This window comes from Haematospirillum sp. 15-248 (assembly GCF_012102665.1).
GTDB lineage: Bacteria > Pseudomonadota > Alphaproteobacteria > Rhodospirillales > Rhodospirillaceae > Haematospirillum.
On record NZ_JAAVTF010000001.1, the window covers coordinates 1 to 24,638 of the forward strand.

Below are 24,638 nucleotides of genomic sequence, written 5' to 3' on the forward strand. Positions count from 1 at the left end.
GAATGAAGTCATTATGAAGAATAAGTGGGGATTGGGAATAAGCGGTGACTGCGAAGTCTTCCGATGTATCACCATTAACATCGGCGAAAATGTTTATAACGTAATACCCACCGATCTTATTATTTGCAAAAGGAGTAAACCCTTCGCATTCGTACCATATGGAATGAGGTTGTGCTTGATTTCCGTTGAAGGTCAGCGTTTGGTGTCCTGCCTTGTTAATGTCTGCATCCACGTGAGACATCTCAAAGCGATCTCCCTCTATTCTGTTGAAATCGGCTATCCAGTCCTTTTGGTCTGGCGTTGAGTCTCGGAACGACCTGTAAACAAAGGTGTCAGCACCTGCTCCCCCTGAAAGGGCATCAACAAACCCCTTGCCTTCAAGAATGTCGTCACCATCCCCCCCAAATAGAAGGTTATAATCATCGGTTCCAACAATATAATCGTTTCCCGACCCTCCGATTATATTTTCGATATTGATCAGGGTATCCTCAGCCATTCCATTTACATAAACAATAGATGGACTATCTGATGATAGCTTAACCGCAATGGGGAGAGATCTATCCGTGTACTCTGCAAAGTCAAGCCCCTCTCCTCCATCCAAGGTGTCTTGTCCTAGTCCTCCATTAAATTTATTTGTTTGTGTGTTTCCAGTGAGATGGTCATCACCAATTCCCCCTGTAATGTCATCTATATCTATCAGTACATCACGGGGCTCTGTTCCAACATATACGATGGACGGATCTAACCCGTCATGGAGCTTGACTGTTATGGGTTCCTTGAGCGCGGAGTAGTCAACGCGATCAATCCCACCATTGCCGTTGATAAAGTTTGCGCCATATTCTGGCGAGAAGACTTCGTCTTTGGCTGTGCCTGTTGTGAAAATAGCCTGCACAGATTTCCCTCCTGATCCAGTGTGGCTTTCGAGGCCGCTAACTGGTTTATCATTCCGGATGGACTGCAATGCTTACAAGTAAAAGTTGTTGTTCCTAGGGATACATTTTCTAATATGTATGCACCGAAAAAGGTTTTGGATAGGTTTTCCTGGTTCTTGTCTAGACGAATTCGGGCCTATCCGGTCTATAGACCACTTTATTAGCTCGTTCGTATGACTGGATAAATTGCATCAGATCACGCTTTCTGGCCATAGCCGCTGCAACCTGAACGGCTGTGATGGCGCCGCCGTATGATTTGTTTTCCTCAACCATTTGCTTGACGCGTTCCAGAAACACCTTCAAATTCAGAGCCTCGATTGCATCCGCGCAAAAGTTGATAAATCCGGAATAACGAACGGGTCTGCCGGGTTTGGGTGGATGGTAAGCTGATGTTGCAAACGACCCTGTGCGTCCGCCTCTCCGTTCTAGAATAGCAGCGCGATGGTATTCCTTGAATGGGGTGAAGACGACAGCTGTTTGGCTGTCGTGTTGGGTGACAACATCTTCGATAGCCCCGACGATGGACTGGGAAACCTTCTTGATGTGGCTGTCATTAATGTCCCCACCCAAGGCGATGCGCTCTATTTCATCAATATGTGCCGACGGGTTGGTACTGAACAGTGTGCCGCCTTCATGGTAAATGGATATCCATGATTCTTCCATAAACTGGCGCTCGTAGCTTGAAACACGGCTTTTCCAGTGTTCAGCCCAGTCAAAGCTGGTTGTATGATCTTCTGTGAACAGGGCTGGGTTACGGTTGAACTGCTCAACAACAAGTGCCGTCATTCGTAGCGTTGTTGGTATATTCTGGCCACGTATAATCACATGTTCTGTGACAGGACCAGACTTCAGAATCAACGATACTCGGTTGGAGCGGACTTGGAATATGGCATCCTCATCTCTGTGTTCACCAGAGAAGTCAAACCGGTGAACCGTGCTCTTTTCGCGGTAGAGCGTTATGCCGGAAATAACAGCAGCCATTGCTTCCTGTGTCTCTTTATGTTGCGGTGCTTTGCGGCAGGACTGTAGATACTTCTCTATACTTCAATGATCTTGGAAGGAAATTGGTAACTTGTCCATGCCCCACATTCATCGCGGGAGAAAGGCTTCATTGACGTCAGGTCAACCATCTTCTGGTGTGCATATGAAATCAGGAGGTGCGGTTGCCTTGGTTGCTGGGGCACGGGTTTATCTTGACGGGACACCGTCCTTGGCATTGTATCGAAGAGTGGAGGCGGTTTACGATCTGTGGAGAGAAGGGAAGGTCTCTACGATGATCCTGTCTGGCGGTGCTGTGGGGAGCTCTGTGCCGGAATCCGCTATCATGTCTTCCCTTTTAATTGAAAAAGGTTTACCGGTGCACCGGATTGTACAAGAAGACAAATCCAGAAACAGCCGTGAGAACATCCAGTTCAGCCTGCCTCTTTTGGCTGGCATGATGCCCCCCAAGGTTATTCTGGTAAGCGATGTCTGGCATATTCCCCGCTTATGGATGTTATTGCGTCTTCTGGGATATAGGCATAGGTGGAGAATTGGTTTCAAGCCATCAAAAAGCGACGCCACCAGACTGAGCTGGTGGCGTTCTGCTGTACGGGAACTTCCTGCGTTCTTTGCAGATTATTTATATGCGCTAAGGATTGGCCCTGTTACACGGAGCCAATTGCCTCAGGTTGGACCTTCTGCTCTGGAAGAAGACCGATCAAACCGGGAAACGCGGGAAACGGATGGGTAACCAGCCAAGTCGGGATGTCCCGGACCCAGGACGATAGTCGTCCTTTGTTTTCAAAACGATTCCGGAACTGAGATTCCTGAAGGAAATCGACCATCCGGGGGAGTATGCCGCCAAGAACATAAACCCCCCCCAAGGCTCCTGTTGTAAGCGCCAAGTTCCCGGCAAGGGTGCCCAGCATAGCGCACATAATTTCCAGGGCTTCACGGCAACATGGGTCTCTTTCTCCCAAGGCTCTGGCCGCAATCTCGGATGCAGACAGGTTCAAGGGCTCCAGACCATCCAGATCGCGTATTGCACGGAATAAGGATTCCAGGCCACTGCCGCACACTGTACTTTCACCTGACACATGAGAGCTGCGTTGGCGAAGATGGCAGATAATATCCCATTCCCTTTGGTTCGAGGCTGCCAATGTGACATGCCCCCCTTCTGAAGCAACGGGAATCCAGCCCCCCTTGTTGTCCGGCACCAGCGTAGCCGTGCCAAGGCCCGTGCCAGGCCCGATTGCAGCGATGGGATAACCAGTCCGGGCTGTTGCACCCTGACCTATCTGCACCAGGGAACTGGAGGGAAGTCGTGGGCAGGCCAATGCGTTTGCAACGAAATCATTGACGACATTGAGGGTTTTAACACCCAAGTCACGTCGCATGGCTTCGATAGAGAAATGCCATCCTAAATTGGTAAAGGCGGCATCATCACCCGTAATCGGACCTGCAACGCACAGCGCAACATGGGGGGGCAAGGGTACGCCTGTATCTCTCTGGAAGGTACGGACAATTTCGGTTGGGTTGGAGTATCCCTCGCACCGGTAGACCCGCTCTTCGGACCAGCTGTTGTCAGCGTGGGCAAAGGCAAGACGTACGTTTGTTCCACCAACATCGGCAATCAGGCCAACAATGGGTGCATCTGTGGTGCAAGCAGGATGTGAAGAGTTTTTCATGAGAATGAAGACCGGGCTACGGTTGAACCTATTGTCTCAACGCTCCGCGATCTCAATCCTTCCGAAAGCCACGGGGGCCGAAATGGATGTGTCCGGCGGAGCGGTTTCGCGCTTTTCATCGACGTCCGGCGCAGGGGGTGCACCTGCATTTGATCCGGGTGTAGTCGATGCGCGGCGACTGCCAAGGTATTCTGTCAGTCTATGACTCCGCCAGTTTTCTGCAAAGTCATTTGCATTCCTGCGACTATATCTCTCCCTGGCATGGATACTCTCCGTTTTTGTATTTCTCAGGCCAATGGCCTTCATCTGTGGGTAGGGGTATATCATACGTTTCACAGGAGATGGAAGCGCCAGGTGGCGTCTTGTCTCTTTATGCCATTGCCTTGTATTTGCACGTGACTGATTGTTCAGTTTGGACCATGCCCGGGTCAGAAGTCCGCCATAGCGTGTTGCGCGGACGGGGGTGGCTGAGTGATAACGTGTTGCTGCCTTGGCCCATGATCCGGTTTCGGTGTACAGGCGGGTCAGGAAATCAGCGGCATAGGCCACGTTTCGTGCGGGATCAAAGGCATCTTCAAGGGTTCTGAACGCGTCGGGATGATGCTTGAGGTTAATTTGCATACACCCGACATCAATATTGCGTACGCCCCTTGATTGCAGGGTACGCACTTCTCGTATGGCTTCGGCCTTTGTCCTGAAATATCTGCCGTTTCCCTCGGCCATAACGGTCCAGGGCCAGGCAATTTTTTCCTGCTTGGCTGTATCCCAGCGTCCGGATTCTACATGAGACAGGGCTGTCAGCATGTTCTGGGGTAAGCGCAGGCGTGTTTCATGGTATTCCGTATGAAGACGACACACATCAGAAGAGTTTTGTGCATAGTACCCACGTGATATAGCCCCTGCCGGAGAGGGGGAAGACGCCGAGGCTGCTCTGTCTGCTCCCGGCAGCAAGGTTATGAGAAGAACTGATAAACATAGGGTGCGCATGCTATATCTCTGGTTTGTGGGGATCAGATACCAGAGTCAACAGCAAGGTTCGTGCCACAGTTGGAGGGGGTGTGTCTAACGAAGTATAGTGTTGGGGACTTCTCAATTTTGGATACGCGTTATGTGTGATCTCTTTCTTTCTTGCCATCTTTGGTGATGCATGATGTCATTGTGCGTCGCAGCAACCCGTCTGTGGTGTAAAGCGGGGTGCTGCTGTAGTGGATGTTTTCTCCCTGAACTCAGGCCGCGATCTCATGTGTCGCGGCCTTTTTTTGTGTGGGAGAGCTTATGGCATGGTCGCAAGTGGCCAATCCTTTATCAGGGACTTGGTGCCTGTTTCATCTAGGATGTGGATCCATTCCGGTGATTGCTTCAGATCTGTTATGGCTTGATTGAATCGGTCTACGTCTTCCGTGCTGAAGAACGTTTTGGACAGGGCAAAGCCCAAGTCTACCCGCCCTATAGACAGAGGCAGTAGCTCAACCTCGTTGGCCAGCCCACTTTGTTCCAAGGTGTGAAGTCCCCGTATTGATGACAAAATTGCGCCATCAAGACGTTTGGCTGCGACCTTGCGTATGTTGTCTTCTTCGTTGTGGACCCGTTCCAGGATAAGATCTGTGACGGAGTGGAGAGTCGGGAATTCAAAGCCAGCAATAGCACCCAGCCGTTTTCCAGAGAGCTGGCTCAGATTCTCGAAGGGGAAGGCATCACCCTTATGAACGATGATGACATTGTATTCGGTCAGCAAAGGAATGGTGTAGTGGGCGAGCAGGCTGCGCTCAGGTGTCTTCATCGTGCTGCCGGCAATTTCTATGGCCCCCCTGTGTATGCTTTCATAAAGGCGGGAGAACGGAAGTTGCAAGGCTGTGGGATTATAACCCATTGTTTTCAGGATATGTGTCCCGGTAATGCCAAATACTCCGTCGGCTTGTCCGTTATGGACGCCACCAAGCGGAGCGTTGTCAGCCAGCCCAAACTGGACATCCCTGTTTTGTGCGTGAGCGGTAAAAGAAAGAAGTGCTATCCAAAGCCATGCGAAGACGGCTGTAGCGCGCGGCAACATGGCTGTCTCCATCGTGTTGGTTCCGGAGCCGTATTCTAGCTGATGTTGTGTGTACCCGCTACGCCGGGACGGCGCATGGCGGCGATCTTGTCTCTACTGGCACCTGTGCAGCAGATGTTCTTAGCAAGATCCAATCTTTTGCGCCGGTGCATTGTGGCCCAAGGCAAGGATCAGATCTTCCATGTGTCCGGCTATCGTGTGGAACGCTGGAATCTTTGCGTACGTATCTTCCTGCATATAGAGCGCTCTGTTGATCTCTATTTGTAAGGTATGAATGCCCTGTTTAGTCTGACTGTAGTGCCGGGTTGTATAGCCCCCGGCATAAGGTGCGTTACGGGCTGTATTCCATCCGGTTCCTGCCAGTGTACGGTGGGCTGTATCCGTGAACGTGCGATCGCATGTCTTGCCATGCCCATCCCCCAGGACAAACCCGACTTTTCTGTTTGGCCCGGACACAGCAATAGAGGGCATGGAATGGCAGTCCAGGAGCAGGCAGTGACCAAAAAGGGCGACCGTATCAGCGATCAGCTTCCGCAGCGCAGCATGGTATGGGCGATAGAAAAGCTGGATACGTTGTTCTGCTTCTTCAATTGGTAGTCTTGTCTTGTAGATGAGAGCCTTGTTGGCAACGATTCGTGCAATGGTTCCCAAGCCGGCGGCAACGCGAACAGATGTTGTGTTGATATGAGCGGGCAGGGGACCATCAAACATGTCGGGGTCCAGTTCATATGGCTCACGGTTGACGTCAATGTATGCACGCGGAAATGTGGCCCGGATCATCGGAGCTCCCAGCCGTGGTGCCGCTGCAAAGAGCTCGTGAACATAGAAATCCTCTGATTGGCGGATTTCGTGGGGATTCAGCTGTGATGTTGCGAGAAATGCGGGAGGGTAATAGTTTCCCGAGTGGGGAGATGCCAGAACGAGAGGCAGTGTTTGCACGTCAGGTTTAATGATTGCAAAGGGAGACGACGGGGGAGGCTGCCTGTCAGTCTCCAGGTTGGGGGTGCCTGTTGTGTGATCGCCCTGTTTTGCTTTCATAAGAGGAGGTTACACCAACAGGTCTTCCCTCGCCAAGATACCTGTTAAAGGGCTTTTGCAAGAGCAAAGCCCCGACATCTCAGTCGGGGTTTTGATGGTGGGCGCGGCAAGGATTGAACTTGCGACCCCTGCGATGTCAACACAGTGCTCTCCCACTGAGCTACGCGCCCTGCTCTGGGTATGTTGCGGTGCAACTTCTGTCACCAAAAGCGAGGAACGCGCTTATAAAGCCCCTTTTATCATCTGGCAAGGCATTTATCTGTCAAATGTTGCAAAGGGTTCCGGGAAAAAGACAAAGCCCCGACATTTCAGTCGAGGCCTTGATGGTGGGCGCGGCAAGGATTGAACTTGCGACCCCTGCGATGTCAACACAGTGCTCTCCCACTGAGCTACGCGCCCTTTATCTGCCCAGTTTCGGATCCTGTCAGGAAACCCTCAGGAGCAGAGGAGGACCTTATAGAAGGCCTTTTGCCGTCTTGCAAGTCCTTTATCTCTCAATTGCGTTCCTTTCAGCTGGAGACAAGTTCACCCCACAGGTCGTAGTCATCAGCGTGCTCAATCCGTGCCGTGACAATATCGCCGGCCTTCAGGTTTACTTCGCCGTTAAGAAAAACATTGCCGTCAATATCCGGTGCATCACCGGTGGATCGTCCAATGGCGCCATCTTCATCCACTTCATCGATGATAACCTGTTGCAGGCTTCCGATCTTGCGGGCCATGCGCTGTTCGGAAATCTGACGCTGGTGCTCCATAAACCGGGCCCAGCGCTCATCCTTGGTCTCTTCGTCCACAGGGTCGGGCAGGGCGTTGGCTACAGCGCCTTCGACAGGCTCGTACTTGAAGCAGCCAACCCGGTCAAGCTGGGCCTGTTCCAGCCATTCCAGCATATCCTCGAAGTCTTCTTCCGTTTCACCGGGAAAGCCGACAATGAACGTCGAGCGAATGGTCAGCTCGGGACAGATGTCGCGCCATGCCTTGATCCGGTCCAGAACCTTCCCGTTGTTGGCCGGACGCTTCATGGCCTTGAGGATTCCCGGGGAGGCATGCTGGAAGGGAATGTCCAGGTAGGGTAGTATTTTGCCTTGTGCCATCAGTGGGATGACATGATCAACCGATGGATAGGGGTAAACATAGTGCAGGCGCACCCATACCCCCATGTCTCCCAGCGCACTGGTCAGTTCCAGCAGGTTGCTTTTGCGGGTCTGCCCTTTCCAGTCAACGTCGGCATAGCGGGTGTCAACGCCATAAGCGCTGGTATCCTGTGAAATAACCATCAATTCCCGTACGCCCGCCTTGACCAGTTTTTCTGCTTCAGCCAGAACTCGGTTCATCGGTCGACTGACCAGGTCCCCGCGGATAGAGGGGATAATGCAGAAGGTACAGCGATTATTGCAGCCCTCCGAGATTTTCAGATAGGCATAGTGGCGGGGTGTCAGTCGGATACCCTCTGGTGGAACCAAGTCGACAAAAGGCTCATGCTGCGGGGGCACCGCGTCATGAACGGCGTTGATGACCGCTTCATACTGGTGGGGACCCGTAACAGACAGAACCCTTGGGTGAATAGTGCGGATGCCATTTTCGTCCTTTCCCATGCAGCCGGTGACAATAACCTTGCCATTCTCGGCCAGCGCATCGCCAATAGCCTCCAGGCTTTCGGCCTTTGCCGAATCCAGGAACCCACAGGTGTTGACAATGACCGCATCCGCTCCCTCGCTGGTTGGTGCCAGTTCGTAGCCTTCCGCACGCAGGCGTGTCATGATTCGTTCTGAATCAACCAATGCCTTCGGGCAGCCGAGGCTGACCAGTCCGATCCGTGGGGCAGGCTTGAGGATTTTGGCTGTGCCGGTCATACAGGTGTTCCATAAACAAGACCGGCTCGTATCATGCATCCTCCCGGTATGTCGGGAGAGGGCACGTATCCGGTCGGGACGGTATCAGGTGATGCCGTGAGGTACAGGGTTGTGCCCGGAATTTCAAGATCAGAACGTGTCTGTAGCAAAGGCTCCCGGGAAGCAGGATGGCTTTATGCCGGTCTGTTCCAGTAGTTCCTGGCAGGCTGTGGAGGCAAGCCAGGCGAATTCCCTCTCCCGTGGCCAGGTCAGGGCATCCCGTTCACAGAGCGATGAATCCACCCAGCCGGGGTGACAGTGCAAAAGGGCCGTTGCCGCTGGTTTCGCAAGAAATTTGTGAAAAAGGCTTTCGTAGCTTCGGCGTGTTGTAAACGGATACAGACCGCGAAAACTGTCATTCATGCGAAATCCCAGTGCTCTGGCCTTGGCTGCCATGCGGCGGCCAATAACGGACAGGTAGGCTTCTTTTGCCGGTGAACTGTTGTAGCGGTTCCATTCATGCAGCGGTGCCGCGCAGTTCCGGATCCACGGTCGTGTTCCGTAACGGCTTTTGACCTCACGCAGGAGCTCGTCGCAGATAACCGGCAGGCAGTGGATGTGCTGATGGCCGTCTATATAGTCAGGGCCTTGGCCCCAGGCATCTTCAAAGGCATCAAGCTGGGCCCGTATTTCAACGCGAATCGGCCCAGATTCCAGACGTCGGGTCAGGGCACGATGGGAGAGGGCATGCAGGGATTCCGGCACGGTTCCACAGAACGCTGTCAGACGCCACGGGCCGGTCAGGGTCAGGTGGAGGCCAACCTCGACGGGATAGCCTTTCGTCAATGCCTTCAGTGTTCGTGCCCGCTTGGGCCATTCAGGCATAACTGCCATGGCACTTGTCGCGGATACTCTGCCCCGTTCTATCAAGTTTTCTATGGCGTCACAGACACCGGGAGAGAGACCGTAGTCGTCCGCACAAATAATGATGGAGTGTTCTTCTTGCGCTTTGTGTCCTGTCTCGCTCATGATCATTCTCCGTCACCGCTCAGACATGATGAAGCGGAGACCTTGGTGCTTCTCGTTGTTCCGGGCACAATCAAGCCCGTATCCGCCGCGTTCTTTGATCCAAGATCCAAGGTGATGCCGTGCCTGATGTCCAGAGTGGTCCTGAAGAACAAACAGCATATCTCCTTTCCATTGTCATCCCTGTCTATAATGAATCAGAATCCCTGATCTCCCTGTCTCGTCGTCTGGCAGAGGTTCTGGAGCGTGCCGGATTGCTACGATATGAGATCATTATGGTGGATGATGGCAGTCGCGACAGCAGTTATGCCACGATCCGGGAGTTGGCACGTGCAGACAGCCGGGTGCGTGGTATTCGTCTGGCGCGTAATTTTGGCAAGGAAGCCGCCGTAGCAGCTGGCCTGCAGGCTGCGTGCGGTGACGCTGTTGTGCTGATGGACGCCGATCTGCAACATCCCCCCGAGTTGATACCGGAATTGCTTGTTTGCTGGAAAGCTGGTGCCCGTATGGTTACGGCGGTGCGGCGTTCCCGCGACACAGATCCGGCTTTGCGCCGCTTGGTATCCCGTCTTTTTTATCAGGTGTTCCGCTGTATTGCGAATGTTGAGATTCCCGAAGGAGCCGGCGATTTTCGACTGTTCGACCGGCGTGTTGTACAGGCCGTCAACAGTTTGCCCGAGCGCAACCGCTTTCTGAAGGGTATTACAGGGTGGGTTGGCTTTACGCAGGGTTTTATCCCTTTTGATCCAGAACCAAGGGCAGGTGGGTGCTCTACATTTTCTTTCTTCCGTCTTTTGCGCTACGCGGTTGATGGGTTGACGGCGTTCTCGGTTGTGCCATTGCGTGTCTGGTCCCTTCTGGGATTGGTACTGGCTGCCGGATCCATGCTCTACGGAAGCTGGCTCATTGTCCGTACGCTTGTTCAGGGGGTTGATGTGCCGGGATATACATCGTTGATGGTATCAATCCTGTTCCTGTCCGGAGTGCAGCTGACAGGTCTTGGGGTATTGGGGGAGTATATCGGGCGGATTTTCCGTGAAGTGAAGGGGCGCCCCCTGTTTCTGGTAGCCGAACAGACGGAAGCTGAACAAGAAGACGAGATTCCTGCAGGCAGAGGTGTAGCCCGGTGATGATGGATGGCGGATGCAATGTTGACACCCGTTGTGTTGCAACTGGTGTTCCGACCAAAAAGCAGGGGATGTGGGAGTACCGTCTCTCCATTCTTTTTTATTGGAGCATGGTTGCCTTTGTTGTCCTGACATTCCGGCGTCATGGAATCAGCAATGACGAGCTGGTGCAGCATACGTACGGCGATATGCTGTGGCGTTATTATGCGTCCGGCCTGACAGATACTTCCCTATTTTCCTATCGTAACCTGTATCTTTATGGGGGAGCGTTTGATCTTCCCGTGGTGGCTCTGCTGAAGCTGGTACCATCTGCCTCTATCTGGGACCTGCGTCACCTGCTGTCGGGGCTGGTTGGTGTGGTTGGCCTGGTTGGTACAGGCCGTCTGGCAACGTATCTATACGGACCACGTATGGGTTTGCTGGCAATCGTTCTTCTGGCCTTGTGCGGGATATGGTCGGGGGCCATGTTTACCCACACCAAGGATATTCCCTTTGCAACGGCAATGATTTGGGGCGTTTATACTCTGACGCGGATTGTATCCTGCTTGCCTCGGGTTCCCTTGTCGCTGGGTCTTGGTTTCGGTCTGTCTACAGGTTTGGCCTTGGGCTTGCGGGTTGGGGGGGGGCTGTTGGTCTGCTATGCAGCGTTGGTTATCCTTGTCCGCGGCGTTTCATATTCTGGTTTATGGAAGGGCAGGGCTCTGTTCTGGTTCCGGTCTGCTTGTTCCCTTTTTCCCGGAATGTGTCTTGCGTTTGTACTGATGGCTTTCTTCTGGCCGTGGTCAGTGCAGCAGTTCGATCATATTCCGCTTGCCATAAAAGCGTTTTCCAATTTTTCTTTCGAGATCGATACGATTCTATCCGGGATAGTCTATCAGGTCGATGATGTTCCACGCACCTACCTGCCGATTTACCTTCTGGTCAAGATGTCCGAACCTGTTTTGCTCGGCCTTGTTTGCGGTGTCCTGGTGTTTGCTGTCCGTTGGCGTACCTTGGTACAGGCGCGGCAATCCATTCTGTGGGTTCCTGTTGTGGCGGCTGCGGTGTGTCCCGTTCTTCTTGCCTTGATAACAAACCCGCCGCTGTATAACGGTGTTCGTCACTTCCTGTTTGTGGTTCCTCCCCTTGTCATTCTCTCTGCAGCTGGTTTGTATACTGTCTGTATCCGTGTTGCGGCTGTTTCGTCTGTTGCTGCAAGAAGGCTCTTTCTTGCTGTTTTCGGCGCTGTTTGTCTTCTGTCAGCGGTTCCGTTGGTCCTGATTCATCCCTATGGATATGTGGGTTACAATATTCTTGCCGGGGGGCTTTCCGGCGCTGTTGGGCGGTGGGAGATGGACTATTGGTCAAGCAGTGTGAAGGATGCTCTTGTCGGGCTGCAACAGTATGCTCTACCTCGTGATACAGGTGGAGAATACCGGGTTGCTGTTTGTGCTGAACTCGTGCAGGCCGATGCTGTTCTTGGGCCGGGATTTCGCGTTGTTGCCGATTGGCTGCAGGCTGATTTTTTTGTCTCGGCGACCCAGATGGGGTGTGATGCGGCCATGGACGGGGATGTTGTTGTTGAGGTGCGCCGTCTCGGGGTTCCTTTGGCTGTGGTCAAGGATCTGAGGCCTGTGCAGGATCGCCCGGCCGGGTATCCTGTGATTGTTCGGTGATCTGTGGTGTTGTCCTGGCGCCAGTTCATGCTGTTTGCTGTTGCTGGCGGCTTTGGTACTGTCGTGCACTATTGTGTTCTGGTCGGTTTGGTCGAACTCCTGTCTTTTGATCCTGTTTCTGGATCTGTTGCCGGTTTTCTGTGCGGTGCCCTGACGAATTATGGAGCCGGACGTGTCATTGTGTTCCGCAGTACCCGGCCCCATGTCGAGACATTGCCACGTTTTTTCATGGTAGCCGGGACCGGGTTTTTGTGGAACGGAGTGCTGATGACCGCTCTGTCAGGCTTCTTGCTCTGGCCCTATCTGGTTGCCCAGGTTGCGGTCACCGGCTTCCTCCTTGTATGGCACTATGTGCTTAACGCGCTTTGGACATTTCGCTGTTCCTGATTCTGGCTGATGCGTAGTTTACGCGCGGCTGCAACCATATTGAGCAGGGCAGGCTGTATGTCATCCCATGCTCTTGTTTTCAGGCCGCAGTCCGGATTGACCCACAGCTGTCGATCGTGCAGATACTGTCGTGCCATGGCAAGGCGTGCGACAATTTCATCGGTTCCCGGAATGCGTGGAGAGTGAATATCGTACACGCCCGGGCCAATGCTGTTTGGGTAGCGGTACGTCCTGAAAGTCTCAAGAAGGTCCATGCCCGATCGGGAGGCTTCTATTGATACAACATCGGCATCCATGGCCGCGATCGCTTCCATGATGTCGTTAAATTCTGAATAGCACATATGGGTATGTATTTGCGTATGGTCTGAAACGCCTGATGAGGTCAGGCGAAAGCACGCAACGGCCCATTCCAGATAGGCATTCCATTCTGTTTGTCGCAGTGGCAACCCTTCGCGCAGGGCAGCCTCATCGATCTGGATGATGCGGGCACCGGCCTTTTCCAGGTCAAGCACCTCGTCCCGCAGAGCCAGTGCCAACTGGCGGCAAGCCGTACTGCGGGGAATATCGTCCCGCACAAAGGACCAGTTCAGGATAGTGACCGGCCCTGTCAACATGCCCTTGACCGGGCGTGCTGTGACAGCCTGTGCGCACGACCACCATTTGACGGTCATGGATTCGGGGCGGGATATATCGCCATAAAGGATGGGAGGACGGACGCAACGCGAGCCATAAGACTGCACCCATCCGTGCCGCGTGAAGGCAAATCCTGACAGTTTCTCCCCGAAATATTGGACCATGTCATTGCGTTCAAACTCGCCGTGAACCAGAACATCCAGTCCCGTTTGTTCCTGCCAACGAACAACCCGCTCTGTTTCCTTCCTCAGGAAGATCTCGTAGTCTTCGGTCGTCAGTATTCCTTTGCTATGGGCTGACCGTGCCTGCCTGACCTTCCCGGTTTGAGGAAACGAGCCGATCGTCGTGGTTGGAAAGAGAGGGAGGGCAAGGTCTTTCTGTTGCTGTGATGCCCGCACAGCGTACGGACTTTTGCGTTTGGTCATGTGTGGCTTTATGCCGTTGACCCTGTCCTGGACGGTCTTGCAATGTATCTTGTCTGAAGTCTTGCGGGCACGGGTAGCCAGTGATGCAGCCTCCAGCTGACCACGTACGGATTCCCTGCCGCGGGCAAGGGCCGTTGCCAGAACCGCCAGTTCGTGGATCTTCTGGTCCGCAAAGGACAGCCAGCTTTTGATATCGCTGTCCAGATCAGTCTCCACGCTGATATCCAGTGGCACGTGGAGCAATGAGCAGGAAGGGGCGAGTTGAATGTGCTCTGCGCCTTTTTGTTTTACCACGGGCTCCAGCTGATCCAGTATGGCCTCCAGATCAGCGCGCCATACGTTGCGTCCGTCTATGACCCCCAAGGACAGGATCTGCTCACGCCTTGACCTGCGTATGACTTCAGGCAGCTGTTCCGGGGCGCGCACAAGATCCAGGTGCAGCCCAGCTACGGGGAGCTGTGTTGCCAGATCAAGATTATCCCCCAGTCCGCCAAACCATGTAGTTAACATGATGTTCAGATTGGGGAGTGCGCGTGCAAAGGCCTGATATGTTGTTTGCAATGCGGTTCGGGCTTCATTATCCAGATCGGTAACCAGGCAGGGTTCGTCGATCTGGATCCAGTCTGCTCCTTCAAGTGACAAGCGTGTCAGGAGGTCGATGTACACCAGCAGTAACGAATCAAGATTCCGAAGAGGGGAGACAATGGGGTCGGTGCTCTTTCCCAGTTTGAGGAATGTAACAGGCCCGAGAAGAACCGGTCGTGTTCTGTACCCCAGAAGGCGTGCTTCCCGATACTCGTTGACAGCCTTCAGACATGAAAGACGGAAGGATTGTCCGGGTGTGAATTCCGGAACCATGTAATGGTAGTTGGTATCAAACCACTTTGTCATATCTTGGGCTGGTATGCCGGCCCCTGTATAGGCCGGGTTGCAGGCATTGTGGCATTCCCTTCCTGCGGTGCCCCGTGTTCCGCGGGCCATGGCAAAGTATGTTGTCAGTCCCGGCGGGCCGCCTTGCCAGTCATATCGCTCCGGTATGGCACCAACCATGGCGCTGGTATCAAGGACATGGTCATACAGGGAAAAATCATTTGATGGCAGAATGGTCGCGCCTTGTTCAACCTGTCGCGCCCAATTTCTGGCCTTGAGCTTGGTTGCGGTGTGTACAAGTGCACTTTCCGCTATATTACCTTTCCAGAAGTCTTCCAGGGCAAACTTCAATTCCCTGTGCCGACCGATACGCGGCATGCCAAGGGTTGCTACAGAAAGAGAAGAAACAGTCACGGCTTGACCCCCATGGTGTTGGGGCAAGGTAGAGCGGACACGCAGAAAGGCGACTGGTACAGAGCGACCCGTACACCCTCAGGCGTACCACCGGGACACCCCGCCCGAGGACGTTATAAGTCGGGGCAGGTCTCCTGGCTTGCGAGTCCTCGTGGTCGTCTGGCCTTCCCGGAACGTGATAGTCCCAGTGACACGTAGCGACGGCCTACTCTTCGCCTACAGTTGCGGGGGCAGCTCCGGATTAGTTTGGAGAACGTACCGGATTCCCTCTTAGCTTCGGGCGTTGTCCCGAAGAACCTCGACCATGAGACGATAGGTGGGAGGTGATACAACTGTCAATAAGACATAAAGATATGTTTATGCTTTCTGGTTCGGAAGGAGGGGTGTTGTGCCGAGAACATCCTGTGCCTGGACTGTGCGCCATTGTCCGGATTCAAGATCACCGAGTGCAAGATGGCCGATCTGCACGCGTACCAAGCGCAGAGTCGGAAATCCCGTTGCGGCGGTCATTCGGCGGACCTGTCGGTTCTTTCCTTCGGTCAACGTCAGGCGTAGCCAGGCGGTGGGAACTGATTTGCGGTAACGTACCGGCGGGTTTCTTGGCGGCAGATCAAAATCTTCGGGCATCAATTCAACGGTGGCCGGTCGTGTTCGGTATATCCGGCTCCCCACCCTTATATCTGTTCCGGTGCGGAGCATGGTGAGAGCCTCTTCGTCCGGAATGCGCTCCACCTGTACCAAATAGATACGAGGGTGTGCATGGCTGGGTTCCAGCAACTGATGCACAAGCCGACGATCCGAGGATAGAATCAGCAAGCCTTCACTGTCCTGGTCCAACCGACCCGCTGCATATACCCCGGGGGGAAGGCCGAAATCAGCTAGTGTCCTTTGCCCTGATGCCTCGGGTGTAAACTGACTCAACACGCCATAGGGTTTATGAAAAGCAATTGTTTTTGAACGAGCGGGACGTGTCATGATGCGTCTTCAGAGGCAGGAATGCAGCGTGGGGAAAAAGACATATAACAGCATACACATGGCATGGATATGCCTTCGGACGTCTTGGCTCCATAAAGATCAGAACCCTTGATTGCGTAATTGTATGACCTGGGCTAGATTTCAGAGAATGAAAGAAATGTGTACATTGTTCTCTTGCCTGGTGTGTCTCTGCCGGTGCCTTGGCTTTTATGTCCCGGCCCTTGTCGTTCCGGTGTGTTGCTTGGTGGGTTTGGGAATGTATGTGCCGGGGGCTTTATAACAGAGCAGGGTGCACTATGGGTTTCGGAAATCCGACAACAGTGACTTTTGTCGCTTATCTCCTTCTAACGGTTGGCATCGGCTTTTTTGCATGGCGCTATACACGTAATCTCTCCGATTATATTCTTGGTGGGCGCAGTCTTGGGTCGTTTGTTACGGCCCTGTCGGCAGGCGCATCGGATATGAGCGGATGGCTTCTGATGGGCTTGCCGGGTGCTGTTTTTGCCTTTGGACTTTCAGAAAGCTGGATTGTTGTTGGGCTGGTGCTGGGGGCTTGGCTGAACTGGGGCGTTGTTGCCGGGCGGTTGCGTGTTTACACAGAGCTGACAGACAATGCCCTGACGTTGCCGGATTATTTCACAGCCCGCTTCGAGGATGACAGTCGTGTCCTGCGGGTAATTTCATCTGTACTTATCCTGTTATTTTTCACGATGTACTGTGCATCAGGCATGGTCGCCAGTGCCCGTTTGTTTGAAGGAACATTTGGGCTGTCGTACGAGGTGGCGCTCTGGGCCGGTGCTGTAGCAACCATCGTCTATGTGCTGGTTGGCGGTTTTCTGGCTGTCAGCTGGACGGATACCATTCAGGCATCCTTGATGATCATGGCGCTGCTGCTGGTTCCATTTGTTGTGGTCGGAGAGCTGGGTGGGTTGGAGAGTGCTGTTGACAAGGTTCTACAGGTCAATGCGCAAGCTACCGATATGTTTGGTAATATGACCGTCGTTGGCATTGCATCCCTGCTGGGCTGGGGATTGGGTTACATGGGGCAGCCCCACATTCTCGCCCGTTTTATGGCCGTTGACTCGGTTCGCTCCATTCCCAGGGCCCGGCTTATTGGTATGACCTGGATGATCCTGTGTCTGGTGGGTGCGGTACTGGTTGGCTTCTTCGGGTCGGCCTATTTTGCTGAACATACAGGCAGTTCCGGCCCTGTTACCGAGAACAGGGAGCGCGTTTTCATCCAGCTGTCACAGGTACTGTTCAATCCTTGGATAGCAGGTGTTTTGTTGTCTGCTATTCTGTCTGCCGTCATGAGCACCTTGTCCTGTCAGCTTCTGGTTTGTTCATCTGCCCTTACAGAGGATTTGTACAAGCCATTCGTGCGTAAAAACGCCAGCCAGGCAGAGCTGGTCTGGGTTGGGCGTGCCATGATCTTGGTTGTCGCCGTTGTGGCAATCTTGATTGCCCGTGATCCGCAAAGCCGTGTTCTGGGGCTGGTTGGTTATGCCTGGGCTGGTTTTGGTGCGGCTTTTGGTCCTGTTGTCCTCTTGTCCCTGTTGTGGCCCTCCATGACACGCTATGGCGCTCTGGCCGGGATGGTGACAGGGGCTGCGACCGTGATTGTGTGGAGCCATGGCGAATGGTTTGGTGCTGCTCCGGGTCCGTTGTTTGGCCTTTATGAACTGGTGCCCGGTTTTGCATTTTCTGCAGTGGCAGTTGTTGTCGGTACATACCTGTCTCCGGTTCCATCATTGGGCATGATTGGTGCTTTTGGATCCATGCGTGAGCAGGTTATGGCAGGGCAGGAGGCGCGTTAGCCTCTGGCCTTACTGTTTTATGATGCAGGTCATTTCTTTTGATTGAATATTATGCGGAGTATTTTGTATAAATAGGTTTTCGTGACGTATCCGGGGCAAGTGTGCTGTGTCTTGTTACAGGGGATTCTGGAAGGCTGTTTGTTTGGTCTTCTTTCTGTTCGTGCCTGTACAATCGGTTCGCTCTGCCCCTTCGCAGGGGTATACGAGGGTTCTGAATGCTGTTGAGGCTGGGGATGATACGGCTGTTCTGGACTCTGTCCTGACATTATCGGAGCAGGCCCCTGAATTGGGGCCGGACTTGGTTGCCTTGGTTGTACGTCTGGCACCATGGCTGGCAGCCCCGGTTGCCAGTGTTGCTGTTATGCGTACCTTACCCGAACAGCAGGCCCGCTTGGCTGCAGCCGTTCTGGCTGCTGCTCTTGCTGCCTCAGAAGGACGTCATGCTGCTGATATTCTGGCCGCAGTTCGTACAGCAGCTCCGCATGCGGATGTTCGTGTCCTCCAACGCATTGTTGCCCGTTTGGGGAAGGTGGAGGCTGGTTCATGGGGCACGGTCTATGCCCTGCGTGATGTTCCGGTGGACCAGCCAGATGATTACAAAGCCATGAAACATGGGATGGCAGCATTGCGCCGTGTCATGCTTGTCATAAGGCAGGCAACGCTGGATCCCTTACCAGACAGCATACAGAACATTCCGGATCCAAGCCGGATCATGGTGCGTGATCATGACCTTCGTCTCGGCAGTCTTATGGATGGTGACTCATCTCCATCACGTTCGTACGAGGGGTTTGAGCTTCTGTACAGGCTGTTTCTGTTTCCGCCGCCACATGTTCCTTCCCTCCTTTTGCCAAGCCCGTCATGAGACGCGTTTTGTTATGGTTTTTTTTTCTTTTTGCCATGCTGGTGCTGGTACCGGCACATGCTGGCATTGGTGACCTTGCGACCCATTCAGGGCTTCCCGCCATAACAACAGCCGCGAAAGAGGCAGATGAACGCCGGCGCCTTTACCAGCCTCCGGGGTGGGAGGGGCATGGTATGCACCTGGACCTTGGTATGCATGAGGCTGTTTTGTGGGACAGCAACCCGCAGTCCCGCTCATCTTCACAGGCTGACGGTATTAGCAGTCTTGTGACGTCGGTTGATGCCAGGGTCAGGGCAGGACCCGATGTCTGGCATCTGACAACAGGTGGCGAACTGGAGTATGTGCAGCCTGTGTCTGGTTTTTCCGGTGCGTGGTACAATGCAGGGGCCTATACATCCCTGACCGGACGGGCATGGGATCGTTCCTGGATGACCGGGGAACTGTCTGCCCGCCGTCGTCATGAGATGCCGGGGGATTCCTCCCGGTCACGTGTTGCGGCTGAGCCCATTGCCGTTGACATATACAAGGCGGAAGCGCGCGCTCTTATCCGCCACGTCCGTGCCTTCAGCATGGTGGGGGGTAGTGTGCAACGTGATGACTATCATGATGGCACCATGTTCGATGGCCGCTTGCTTGAACAGGATGACCGGGACCGGCATGACATTCGTACCTCTTATCGTGCCGGGTTTTCTCCGATTGACCAACTTGACCTTTTTGTCGGTGAGGACCGTCACTACTCAATTAATGACATGCGTCAGCCTTATGGCATGGAGTTCGGGTTTGGTGAAGCACGGCGCTTCATTGGTATCGGGATGGATATCAACGAGCGCCTGATTGCTGAAATCACCACGGGGCGGGCCTCGGTTCACTGGTTGTCCCCCAGTTTTCCGTCGGTAAACCGTTCTGTTCGGTCGGCATCCTTTGCCTTTGCGCCAACACCTCTGACAACCCTGTCCGGTTTGTATGAGCACAGGGTCCGTGAAGGTGCTGTTTATGGATGGGCCGGTGCCCTGTCCAAGGAGGCAAGGCTTGGGATCAGCCATGAGGTACTGCGCAATCTGGAGATTGGTCTGCGTGTATTCCGCCAGACGTCGGACTGGCAGGCTGCCCCGTGGCTGTCCTGGTTTGGCCGCGAAAGGCGCGATGTTCTGCAAAGTATTGAGGCCGAGGCGCGCTTTGCTTTTGGGCCACACTGGTATCTCAGCCTTCATGTCAGGGATGACGACCAGGCGTCATCCCTGCCGGAGTACAGCTATCAACGGCTCCGGTTGTCCACACGTCTGGGAGTACGTTTATAATGCGATGCTTTGTCGTGTTGTTTGCGCTGATGTTTCTCATTCCTGTTCATGTCACGGCAACCGACATGTTCCGCTTGGGGCCGGGCGATGTGGTGCGCGTAACGGTTTTTGGTGAAGAGAATCTTTCCGGGACATTCTCGCTGGATAGCGACGGGCGCCTGGCGATGCCTCTGCTCGGGCCTGTTATGCTGGGCGGGCTGAGCCTCAAGGAAGCGGAGGAAACGCTGGTCAGTTGCTTGGCAGATGGGTGGTTGCGTCAACCCAATGTGGCGCTTGAGGTCACAACCCATCGTCCATTCTACATTCTGGGAGAAGTACAAAAGCCGGGTGCCTATCCATGGGCCAGCGGGCTGTCTGTTATGGGAGCGGTTGCCTTGGGCGGTGGCTTTACCTACCGCGCGGACGAGGATGATATCAGCATTCGCCGTGATGATGCCAAAATCCGGCGAGTTTCCTTGACGGTGCCGGTTCAGCCCGGAGACATCATTCATGTTCACCAGAGATTTTTCTGATCATCCCCCGGGGTGGCATGTGTGGCTGCCATGCGTTCTGGTGGGTCTTGCCCTGTGGGTACCGCTTCCTTTTGGCAGTAATCGTCCCTGGGTTTGGCACTTGCCAGGAATCATCGCCGGTGCCTGCATGATGGCAGTTCTGGCACGCTGTGATGTTCCGGTGCGTTTGCAGCGTTCCTTATTTCTTTTTTCGGGCGTTCTGGTGTGGATGCTGCTGCAGGCCTTGCCGATCTGGCCTGGTGCTGTTGTGAGCTATCCTGTGACGGGTTCTCTGGTGCCGTTGGCCGTGCAGCCTGTGACGGCAGTTGAGCATGCACTGCGTCTGGCTTCCCTTGGTGGCGTTTTCTTTCTCGGGTTTGTCTTGGCCCGTGATACAGCTTATGGTGCCGTGTGGGTTCTGCGTGGTATGGCTGTAGGTGGTCTGATCTGGGCTCTTGTCTCCATTTTTCTTGAAATGCTGTCGCCGGGGCGGTTGTTGGTCCTGTGGGAGAAGGAAGCTTATATCGGGGTGCTGACGGGTCCGTTTATAAACCGTAATGCAGCGGCTTGTTTCTTTGGCTTGGTTTGTCTGGTGGTTTTAGGATCTGCTGATCGTATGTCGGGCCTGTACAGGTCTGTCATGGTTTCCATTCCCTTTGTTGCTGTGTTGATGGCAGGGAGCCGTGGCGGGTTTGCAGCCTTGGTTGTTGCCTTGGTGGTACTGGTCTGGTTGCGCCGACCACAGCATAAAGACAGCGCAAAAACCCTTTTCCTTTTCTTGATTCTGATCTTGGTGTCCGGGCGTGTTGTTACGGACCGCTGGCTTGCAACAGATCCCGATCACATTGACCGTTTCTATGTGTGGCATTGTCTTGTGCGCGGAATAGCGGATCAGTGGTGGTCTGGTGTCGGTGGGGGTGGGTTTGACCATGCCTTCACGGGCTGGCGCGATGTTGTAACGGTCCAGCATTGGGATCGGGCTCACAACATGTATCTGGAACTGGCAGTCGAGATCGGGATACCCGCTTTCCTAGTTCTGGCTTTTGTGGTTCTTGGCCAAGTGCGCATCTGTTGGCGTCAGGCCCGGGCTGTACGCACTGACCTGGCTCCGGCTGTTGGGATTTCGGCTCTTGCTCTGGCTGCTGTTCAGGGGCTGATTGATTTTGCACCCCAGATTCCAGCCAACAGTCTATGGGTTGCCCTGTTACTTGGTTTAGGGTGTGGAACGCAGGGTCATCGCTTCCGTAAAAGCCGCAGTGCCCGACAAGGCGCGACTGTACAGGGGCCAAGCTTTGCTCACGGGCAGGGATTGGGTCAATCCAGTGCGATCCCACCGCCATAGCATGGCAAGGTCGTTCAGTGCCATGTCCCGTACAGGATGTTCTTGCCTGTTCCACTGTGTTACGGTTTCTAACAGCCTTGGCAGCATAAGCTCACGTTCGTGGCGTCCGGTTCTGAACGCCATCGCCAAGGCATAGGTTGATGTGTCTGTATCCTTTGCCATGCTGGCGATGATGCTCAGGCGCAGGTATCCATAAGCATCGGCGGGCGAAAGGGCAAGCCACTGTTCCTGCTGTTGTTGTGCTTGATCCCACTGTCCAAGCAGGGTAAGGCCGGCCGCGCGCTGTCTCGCTGCCTCGGGGATATGGCCGGGCATAGTGGCCAGAAGGTGTGCCTGTGATTTTGATACAGGATGATTGCGGGACAGGTCCTCCATTAAGCTATATCCGGGCAGGACCAGGATCCACTCCACCATCATGACCGTTGACCCCAGCAGCAGTATCAGTCCATAGGCCATGGCAGGAAGGCAGTTCTTCCTAGTATGCATAGTATTCCTGATAGGCAGAATAATGCTGACAGTACCCGCCATAGCCATACGTTGCCTGTTTACGTAGGTCGATCATGGTCATAACAGCCATCAGGGGGACACCGGCACCGGAGGCATCGAGCAATTCCAGGGCTTGCTGGATTGCGTCGCTGGGTGTGCTTTCCCAGCGCATGGCAAACAGCATGGTTTGGCAGAAGCGCGCCATAACCCGTGCATCTGCAACCGGCATAACGGGGGGCGCATCAAGAAGTACGATGTCAAAGTTATCCTGCATATAGCGGAGCAGGGTCATAAAGCCCGGCCCCTCGAGCAGATCAGGTGCTACGGCCCCGGCAATGGCACCGGGTAAAAGGAACAGGCTGGTCTGTTGCAAGCGGATAATGCTGCTTTCCGGAGTCTGTGTGCCTGCCAGCACAGACATCAGATTTGGTGTTGAAGAATTATCCGGATCCACGGGGTTTCCCGTTGCCAGCGGCGTTAGTGCCGGGCGGCGCAGGTCGGCGTCAACAAGCAGAACTTTGCGCCCGCTGCGCGCAAGGACCTGACCAAGACGGTACACCAGCGTTGTTTTGCCCTCGCCGGGCAGGGTCGATGTTACCCCCAGTATTGATGGTCCGGGGGTATCACCGGCTGGCCATATCCGGGCGATCAGGGCTCGTAATTCCTCGGCTGTGTTGCCCGGTGGCATGGTATTGCGTGGTGCTGCGGTTTCGCGGGGCATCAGTCCGGCCAGGTGAAGGCCAAGCTTCTGTGGGATATCACGTGGGTGACGCAGCCTGCGATCAAGGCGTTCGACCAAAATGGCCAGGACGAGGCCGGGGAGGAGACCGACAAAGAAGGACGCAACAACCAGCGCACCGCGTGGTGTGCCGCCGGGTCGATCAGGAACCGGAGCGCTGGAGACAACCCGTGTATCCGGTATGTCGAGCCCAGCCTGGCTGCCGGTTTCCTTCATGCGCGTCAGAAACGTTTGGTACAGGGCACGACTGGTTTCGGCTTCCCGTTCCAGTTCCCTGAGCCGGATCATGGCTTCGCCTTCTGTCTGCCGCTGGTTTTCCAGGTCCCGAAGCTCTGCTGTCAGGCTGTGTTCGCGGATGCGGGCAATGGATGCTTCGTTTTCCATGCTGCGTAGAATGGTAATAGCCTCGCCGGTTATGCGTCGGCGCAGATCTTCTATTTGCGCCTTGGTATCGCGGATATAGGGGTGTTTCTCTCCATAGCGTGCATTGAGATCGGCCAGTGTGCGGCTGAGTTCTGCCTCTCGCGCTTTCAGATTCTGTACTGTGGGAGACAGCAGGACATCAGGCATGTTTTCCAGATCATCATGGTGTGCAGCCAGGCGCAGGCGTTCCAGGCGCGCTTCCGTACTGACCCGGGCTGTACGCGCCTGTACCAGTTGGTTGTTGAGATCTGTGCGCTGCTGTGCGGCCAATGAAATCTCCCCGTTCTGGCCAAGGCCATGTGTACTCCGGAATGCGGTGACTTTGGCGTCGGCGTCGTTGACAGCCTGACGCAGGGTTTCCAGACGATCATTGAGAAAGCCGGATACCGACATAACGGCTTCTGTCCTGGCTTGGCGTTGATGTTCCAGGTACAGCTCGACCAAGCGATTGGACAGCCGTGCTGATTTGCTTGGCTCTCGGGTGCTGACAGAAATGCCGATAACCAGGGCACGGTTCATCTGGTTGACAGATATTGCCTTGCGCACGGCATGCAGTGCTGGGGATGCACCTGCCGGTATGGGATCGGGTTCTGGTTTCAGCGCGGCCAATAATCCATCCAGCCATGCTGTTGATTCTGATGATGCGAGGGCTGGAACAAACTCTGGGTCATTTTCCAGATCTTCAGCCTTTATCAGGGCAGAGATAAGGGCCGGAGAACGCAGAACCTCGATTTCCCCAAGTATGGAGACAGGCTCGCGCGGCAAAGCAGGATTTACACCCGCAACACCTGTTACGTTTTCTGGCTGTCCCCGGTCCAGCATGATGACAGATGTTGCGGTGTAATGCCGTGGCATGACTGTGCTCGCTATCAGGGTGATCGTCATCAGACCAAATGCGGGCGACATGACAGTGCGCCACCGCCGCCACAGTAGCCTCAGGATGGTGTCGAATGCACCATCATCCCTGTGTTGTCCTGTCGCCTGAATACCGCGCACGCGTTACATCTCTGTGGTAGAAAATAGACGGATTTGTTATCACAATGATGGTGAGTGGTGAAGAATTGTGTGCCGGAATAACAGACAATGAATTCATATGGATGGACGAAACATGAACGTCACGGTTTGAACTTTCGCAAAAGATTTTTCCCGG

At 54.3% G+C, this 24,638-nt stretch carries 20 protein-coding genes, 2 tRNA genes and 1 riboswitch; of the genes, 9 read left to right on the top strand and 13 right to left on the bottom strand.

Annotated elements, in window-relative coordinates:
• On the bottom strand, positions 1-892 hold an 892-nt coding region (locus HEQ72_RS00005; protein WP_168022252.1), incomplete at its 3' end, for a calcium-binding protein.
• Positions 893-1,052: 160 nt separating this feature from the next.
• The gene (locus HEQ72_RS00010; protein ID WP_168022253.1) at positions 1,053-1,913 is read right to left on the bottom strand and encodes a hypothetical protein; all 861 of its coding nucleotides are present in this window, start codon (positions 1,911-1,913) and stop codon (positions 1,053-1,055) included.
• 163 nt (positions 1,914-2,076) lie between these two features.
• Here HEQ72_RS00010 and HEQ72_RS00015 point away from each other — a divergent pair, with 163 nt between their 5' ends.
• Entirely contained in the window at positions 2,077-2,664 is a 588-nt protein-coding gene (locus HEQ72_RS00015) for a YdcF family protein (RefSeq protein ID WP_168022254.1), read from the top strand.
• Here HEQ72_RS00015 and glk read toward each other — a convergent pair.
• The 8 genes from glk to HEQ72_RS00055 all read right to left on the bottom strand — a co-directional run bounded on the left by glk (position 2,579) and on the right by HEQ72_RS00055 (position 9,547).
• Positions 2,579-3,601, bottom strand: coding sequence for a glucokinase (gene glk, locus HEQ72_RS00020; protein WP_168020629.1), 1,023 nt, complete (start codon positions 3,599-3,601; stop codon positions 2,579-2,581). The genes HEQ72_RS00015 and glk overlap by 86 nt on opposite strands.
• Positions 3,602-3,637: 36 nt before the next feature.
• Positions 3,638-4,588 (bottom strand): transglycosylase SLT domain-containing protein, encoded by a 951-nt coding sequence (locus tag HEQ72_RS00025; RefSeq protein ID WP_168020631.1) that lies wholly within the window; start codon positions 4,586-4,588, stop codon positions 3,638-3,640.
• 286 nt (positions 4,589-4,874) lie between these two features.
• Positions 4,875-5,651 (bottom strand): substrate-binding periplasmic protein, encoded by a 777-nt coding sequence (locus tag HEQ72_RS00030; protein WP_168020633.1) that lies wholly within the window; start codon positions 5,649-5,651, stop codon positions 4,875-4,877.
• 120 nt (positions 5,652-5,771) lie between these two features.
• Positions 5,772-6,689 carry an N-formylglutamate amidohydrolase gene (locus tag HEQ72_RS00035; RefSeq protein WP_168020634.1) on the bottom strand — a complete coding sequence of 306 codons (918 nt, stop codon included), beginning with the start codon at positions 6,687-6,689 and terminating at the stop codon, positions 5,772-5,774.
• Positions 6,690-6,784: 95 nt separating this feature from the next.
• A tRNA-Val gene (locus HEQ72_RS00040) sits at positions 6,785-6,859 on the bottom strand.
• A 154-nt stretch (positions 6,860-7,013) separates the two neighbouring features.
• A tRNA-Val gene (locus tag HEQ72_RS00045) sits at positions 7,014-7,088 on the bottom strand.
• Between the two features lie 110 nt (positions 7,089-7,198).
• Entirely contained in the window at positions 7,199-8,539 is a 1,341-nt protein-coding gene (rimO, locus tag HEQ72_RS00050) for a 30S ribosomal protein S12 methylthiotransferase RimO (RefSeq protein ID WP_168020635.1), read from the bottom strand.
• 129 nt (positions 8,540-8,668) lie between these two features.
• Complete coding sequence (locus HEQ72_RS00055; protein ID WP_168020636.1) at positions 8,669-9,547, bottom strand: ChbG/HpnK family deacetylase; 879 nt, start codon at positions 9,545-9,547, stop codon at positions 8,669-8,671.
• 119 nt (positions 9,548-9,666) lie between these two features.
• Between HEQ72_RS00055 and HEQ72_RS00060 the strand changes: the two genes are divergently transcribed.
• The 3 genes from HEQ72_RS00060 to HEQ72_RS00070 are packed head-to-tail and all read left to right on the top strand — an operon-like array spanning position 9,667 to position 12,713.
• On the top strand, positions 9,667-10,674 hold the full coding sequence (locus HEQ72_RS00060) for a glycosyltransferase family 2 protein (RefSeq protein ID WP_168020637.1): 1,008 nt from the start codon (positions 9,667-9,669) through the stop codon (positions 10,672-10,674).
• Positions 10,674-12,326: a hypothetical protein gene (locus tag HEQ72_RS00065; protein ID WP_168022255.1), complete on the top strand. Its 1,653-nt coding sequence runs from the start codon at positions 10,674-10,676 to the stop codon at positions 12,324-12,326. The genes HEQ72_RS00060 and HEQ72_RS00065 overlap by 1 nt, the downstream gene beginning before the upstream one ends.
• A gap of 27 nt (positions 12,327-12,353) precedes the next feature.
• Positions 12,354-12,713: a GtrA family protein gene (locus HEQ72_RS00070; RefSeq protein ID WP_168020639.1), complete on the top strand. Its 360-nt coding sequence runs from the start codon at positions 12,354-12,356 to the stop codon at positions 12,711-12,713.
• Here the strand turns inward: HEQ72_RS00070 and metE are convergent.
• A complete protein-coding gene (gene metE / locus HEQ72_RS00075; protein ID WP_322099456.1) occupies positions 12,674-15,055 on the bottom strand; it encodes a 5-methyltetrahydropteroyltriglutamate--homocysteine S-methyltransferase in 2,382 nt (793 codons plus the stop codon). The genes HEQ72_RS00070 and metE overlap by 40 nt on opposite strands.
• 106 nt (positions 15,056-15,161) lie before the next feature.
• A riboswitch (cobalamin riboswitch) is annotated at positions 15,162-15,371 on the bottom strand.
• Between the two features lie 41 nt (positions 15,372-15,412).
• On the bottom strand, positions 15,413-16,030 hold the full coding sequence (locus HEQ72_RS00080) for a pseudouridine synthase (protein ID WP_168022256.1): 618 nt from the start codon (positions 16,028-16,030) through the stop codon (positions 15,413-15,415).
• A gap of 296 nt (positions 16,031-16,326) precedes the next feature.
• Between HEQ72_RS00080 and putP the strand changes: the two genes are divergently transcribed.
• The 5 genes from putP to HEQ72_RS00105 all read left to right on the top strand — a co-directional run bounded on the left by putP (position 16,327) and on the right by HEQ72_RS00105 (position 21,840).
• A complete protein-coding gene (putP, locus tag HEQ72_RS00085) occupies positions 16,327-17,847 on the top strand; it encodes a sodium/proline symporter PutP (protein ID WP_168022257.1) in 1,521 nt (506 codons plus the stop codon).
• A 142-nt stretch (positions 17,848-17,989) separates the two neighbouring features.
• Complete coding sequence (locus HEQ72_RS00090; protein WP_168022258.1) at positions 17,990-18,709, top strand: hypothetical protein; 720 nt, start codon at positions 17,990-17,992, stop codon at positions 18,707-18,709.
• A gap of 8 nt (positions 18,710-18,717) precedes the next feature.
• Positions 18,718-20,007 (top strand): outer membrane beta-barrel protein, encoded by a 1,290-nt coding sequence (locus tag HEQ72_RS00095; protein WP_168022259.1) that lies wholly within the window; start codon positions 18,718-18,720, stop codon positions 20,005-20,007.
• A complete protein-coding gene (locus HEQ72_RS00100) occupies positions 20,007-20,519 on the top strand; it encodes a polysaccharide biosynthesis/export family protein (RefSeq protein WP_168020646.1) in 513 nt (170 codons plus the stop codon). Before HEQ72_RS00095 ends, HEQ72_RS00100 begins: the two co-directional genes overlap by 1 nt.
• Positions 20,497-21,840 (top strand): O-antigen ligase family protein, encoded by a 1,344-nt coding sequence (locus tag HEQ72_RS00105; protein ID WP_168022260.1) that lies wholly within the window; start codon positions 20,497-20,499, stop codon positions 21,838-21,840. The genes HEQ72_RS00100 and HEQ72_RS00105 overlap by 23 nt, the downstream gene beginning before the upstream one ends.
• A gap of 475 nt (positions 21,841-22,315) precedes the next feature.
• On the opposite strand, the gene HEQ72_RS11655 is transcribed toward HEQ72_RS00105, so the two are convergent.
• The gene (locus tag HEQ72_RS11655; RefSeq protein WP_168022261.1) at positions 22,316-24,484 is read right to left on the bottom strand and encodes a GumC family protein; all 2,169 of its coding nucleotides are present in this window, start codon (positions 24,482-24,484) and stop codon (positions 22,316-22,318) included.
• Between the last annotated feature and the right edge of the window lie 154 nt (positions 24,485-24,638).

What these genes read in the sequence shown, in the direction of transcription:
- HEQ72_RS00065 (WP_168022255.1), top strand. Translation starts at nt 10,674, where the DNA reads ATGATGGATGGCGGATGCAATGTTGACACCCGTTGTGTTGCAACTGGT.
- HEQ72_RS00030 (WP_168020633.1), bottom strand. Translation starts at nt 5,651, where the DNA reads ATGTTGCCGCGCGCTACAGCCGTCTTCGCATGGCTTTGGATAGCACTT.
- HEQ72_RS00100 (WP_168020646.1), top strand. Translation starts at nt 20,007, where the DNA reads ATGCGATGCTTTGTCGTGTTGTTTGCGCTGATGTTTCTCATTCCTGTT.
- glk (WP_168020629.1), bottom strand. Translation starts at nt 3,601, where the DNA reads ATGAAAAACTCTTCACATCCTGCTTGCACCACAGATGCACCCATTGTT.
- rimO (WP_168020635.1), bottom strand. Translation starts at nt 8,539, where the DNA reads ATGACCGGCACAGCCAAAATCCTCAAGCCTGCCCCACGGATCGGACTG.
- HEQ72_RS00080 (WP_168022256.1), bottom strand. Translation starts at nt 16,030, where the DNA reads ATGACACGTCCCGCTCGTTCAAAAACAATTGCTTTTCATAAACCCTAT.
- HEQ72_RS00070 (WP_168020639.1), top strand. Translation starts at nt 12,354, where the DNA reads ATGCTGTTTGCTGTTGCTGGCGGCTTTGGTACTGTCGTGCACTATTGT.
- HEQ72_RS00010 (WP_168022253.1), bottom strand. Translation starts at nt 1,913, where the DNA reads ATGGCTGCTGTTATTTCCGGCATAACGCTCTACCGCGAAAAGAGCACG.
- putP (WP_168022257.1), top strand. Translation starts at nt 16,327, where the DNA reads ATGGGTTTCGGAAATCCGACAACAGTGACTTTTGTCGCTTATCTCCTT.
- HEQ72_RS00025 (WP_168020631.1), bottom strand. Translation starts at nt 4,588, where the DNA reads ATGCGCACCCTATGTTTATCAGTTCTTCTCATAACCTTGCTGCCGGGA.
- HEQ72_RS00055 (WP_168020636.1), bottom strand. Translation starts at nt 9,547, where the DNA reads ATGAGCGAGACAGGACACAAAGCGCAAGAAGAACACTCCATCATTATT.
- HEQ72_RS00035 (WP_168020634.1), bottom strand. Translation starts at nt 6,689, where the DNA reads ATGAAAGCAAAACAGGGCGATCACACAACAGGCACCCCCAACCTGGAG.
- HEQ72_RS00015 (WP_168022254.1), top strand. Translation starts at nt 2,077, where the DNA reads ATGAAATCAGGAGGTGCGGTTGCCTTGGTTGCTGGGGCACGGGTTTAT.
- HEQ72_RS00105 (WP_168022260.1), top strand. Translation starts at nt 20,497, where the DNA reads ATGTTCACCAGAGATTTTTCTGATCATCCCCCGGGGTGGCATGTGTGG.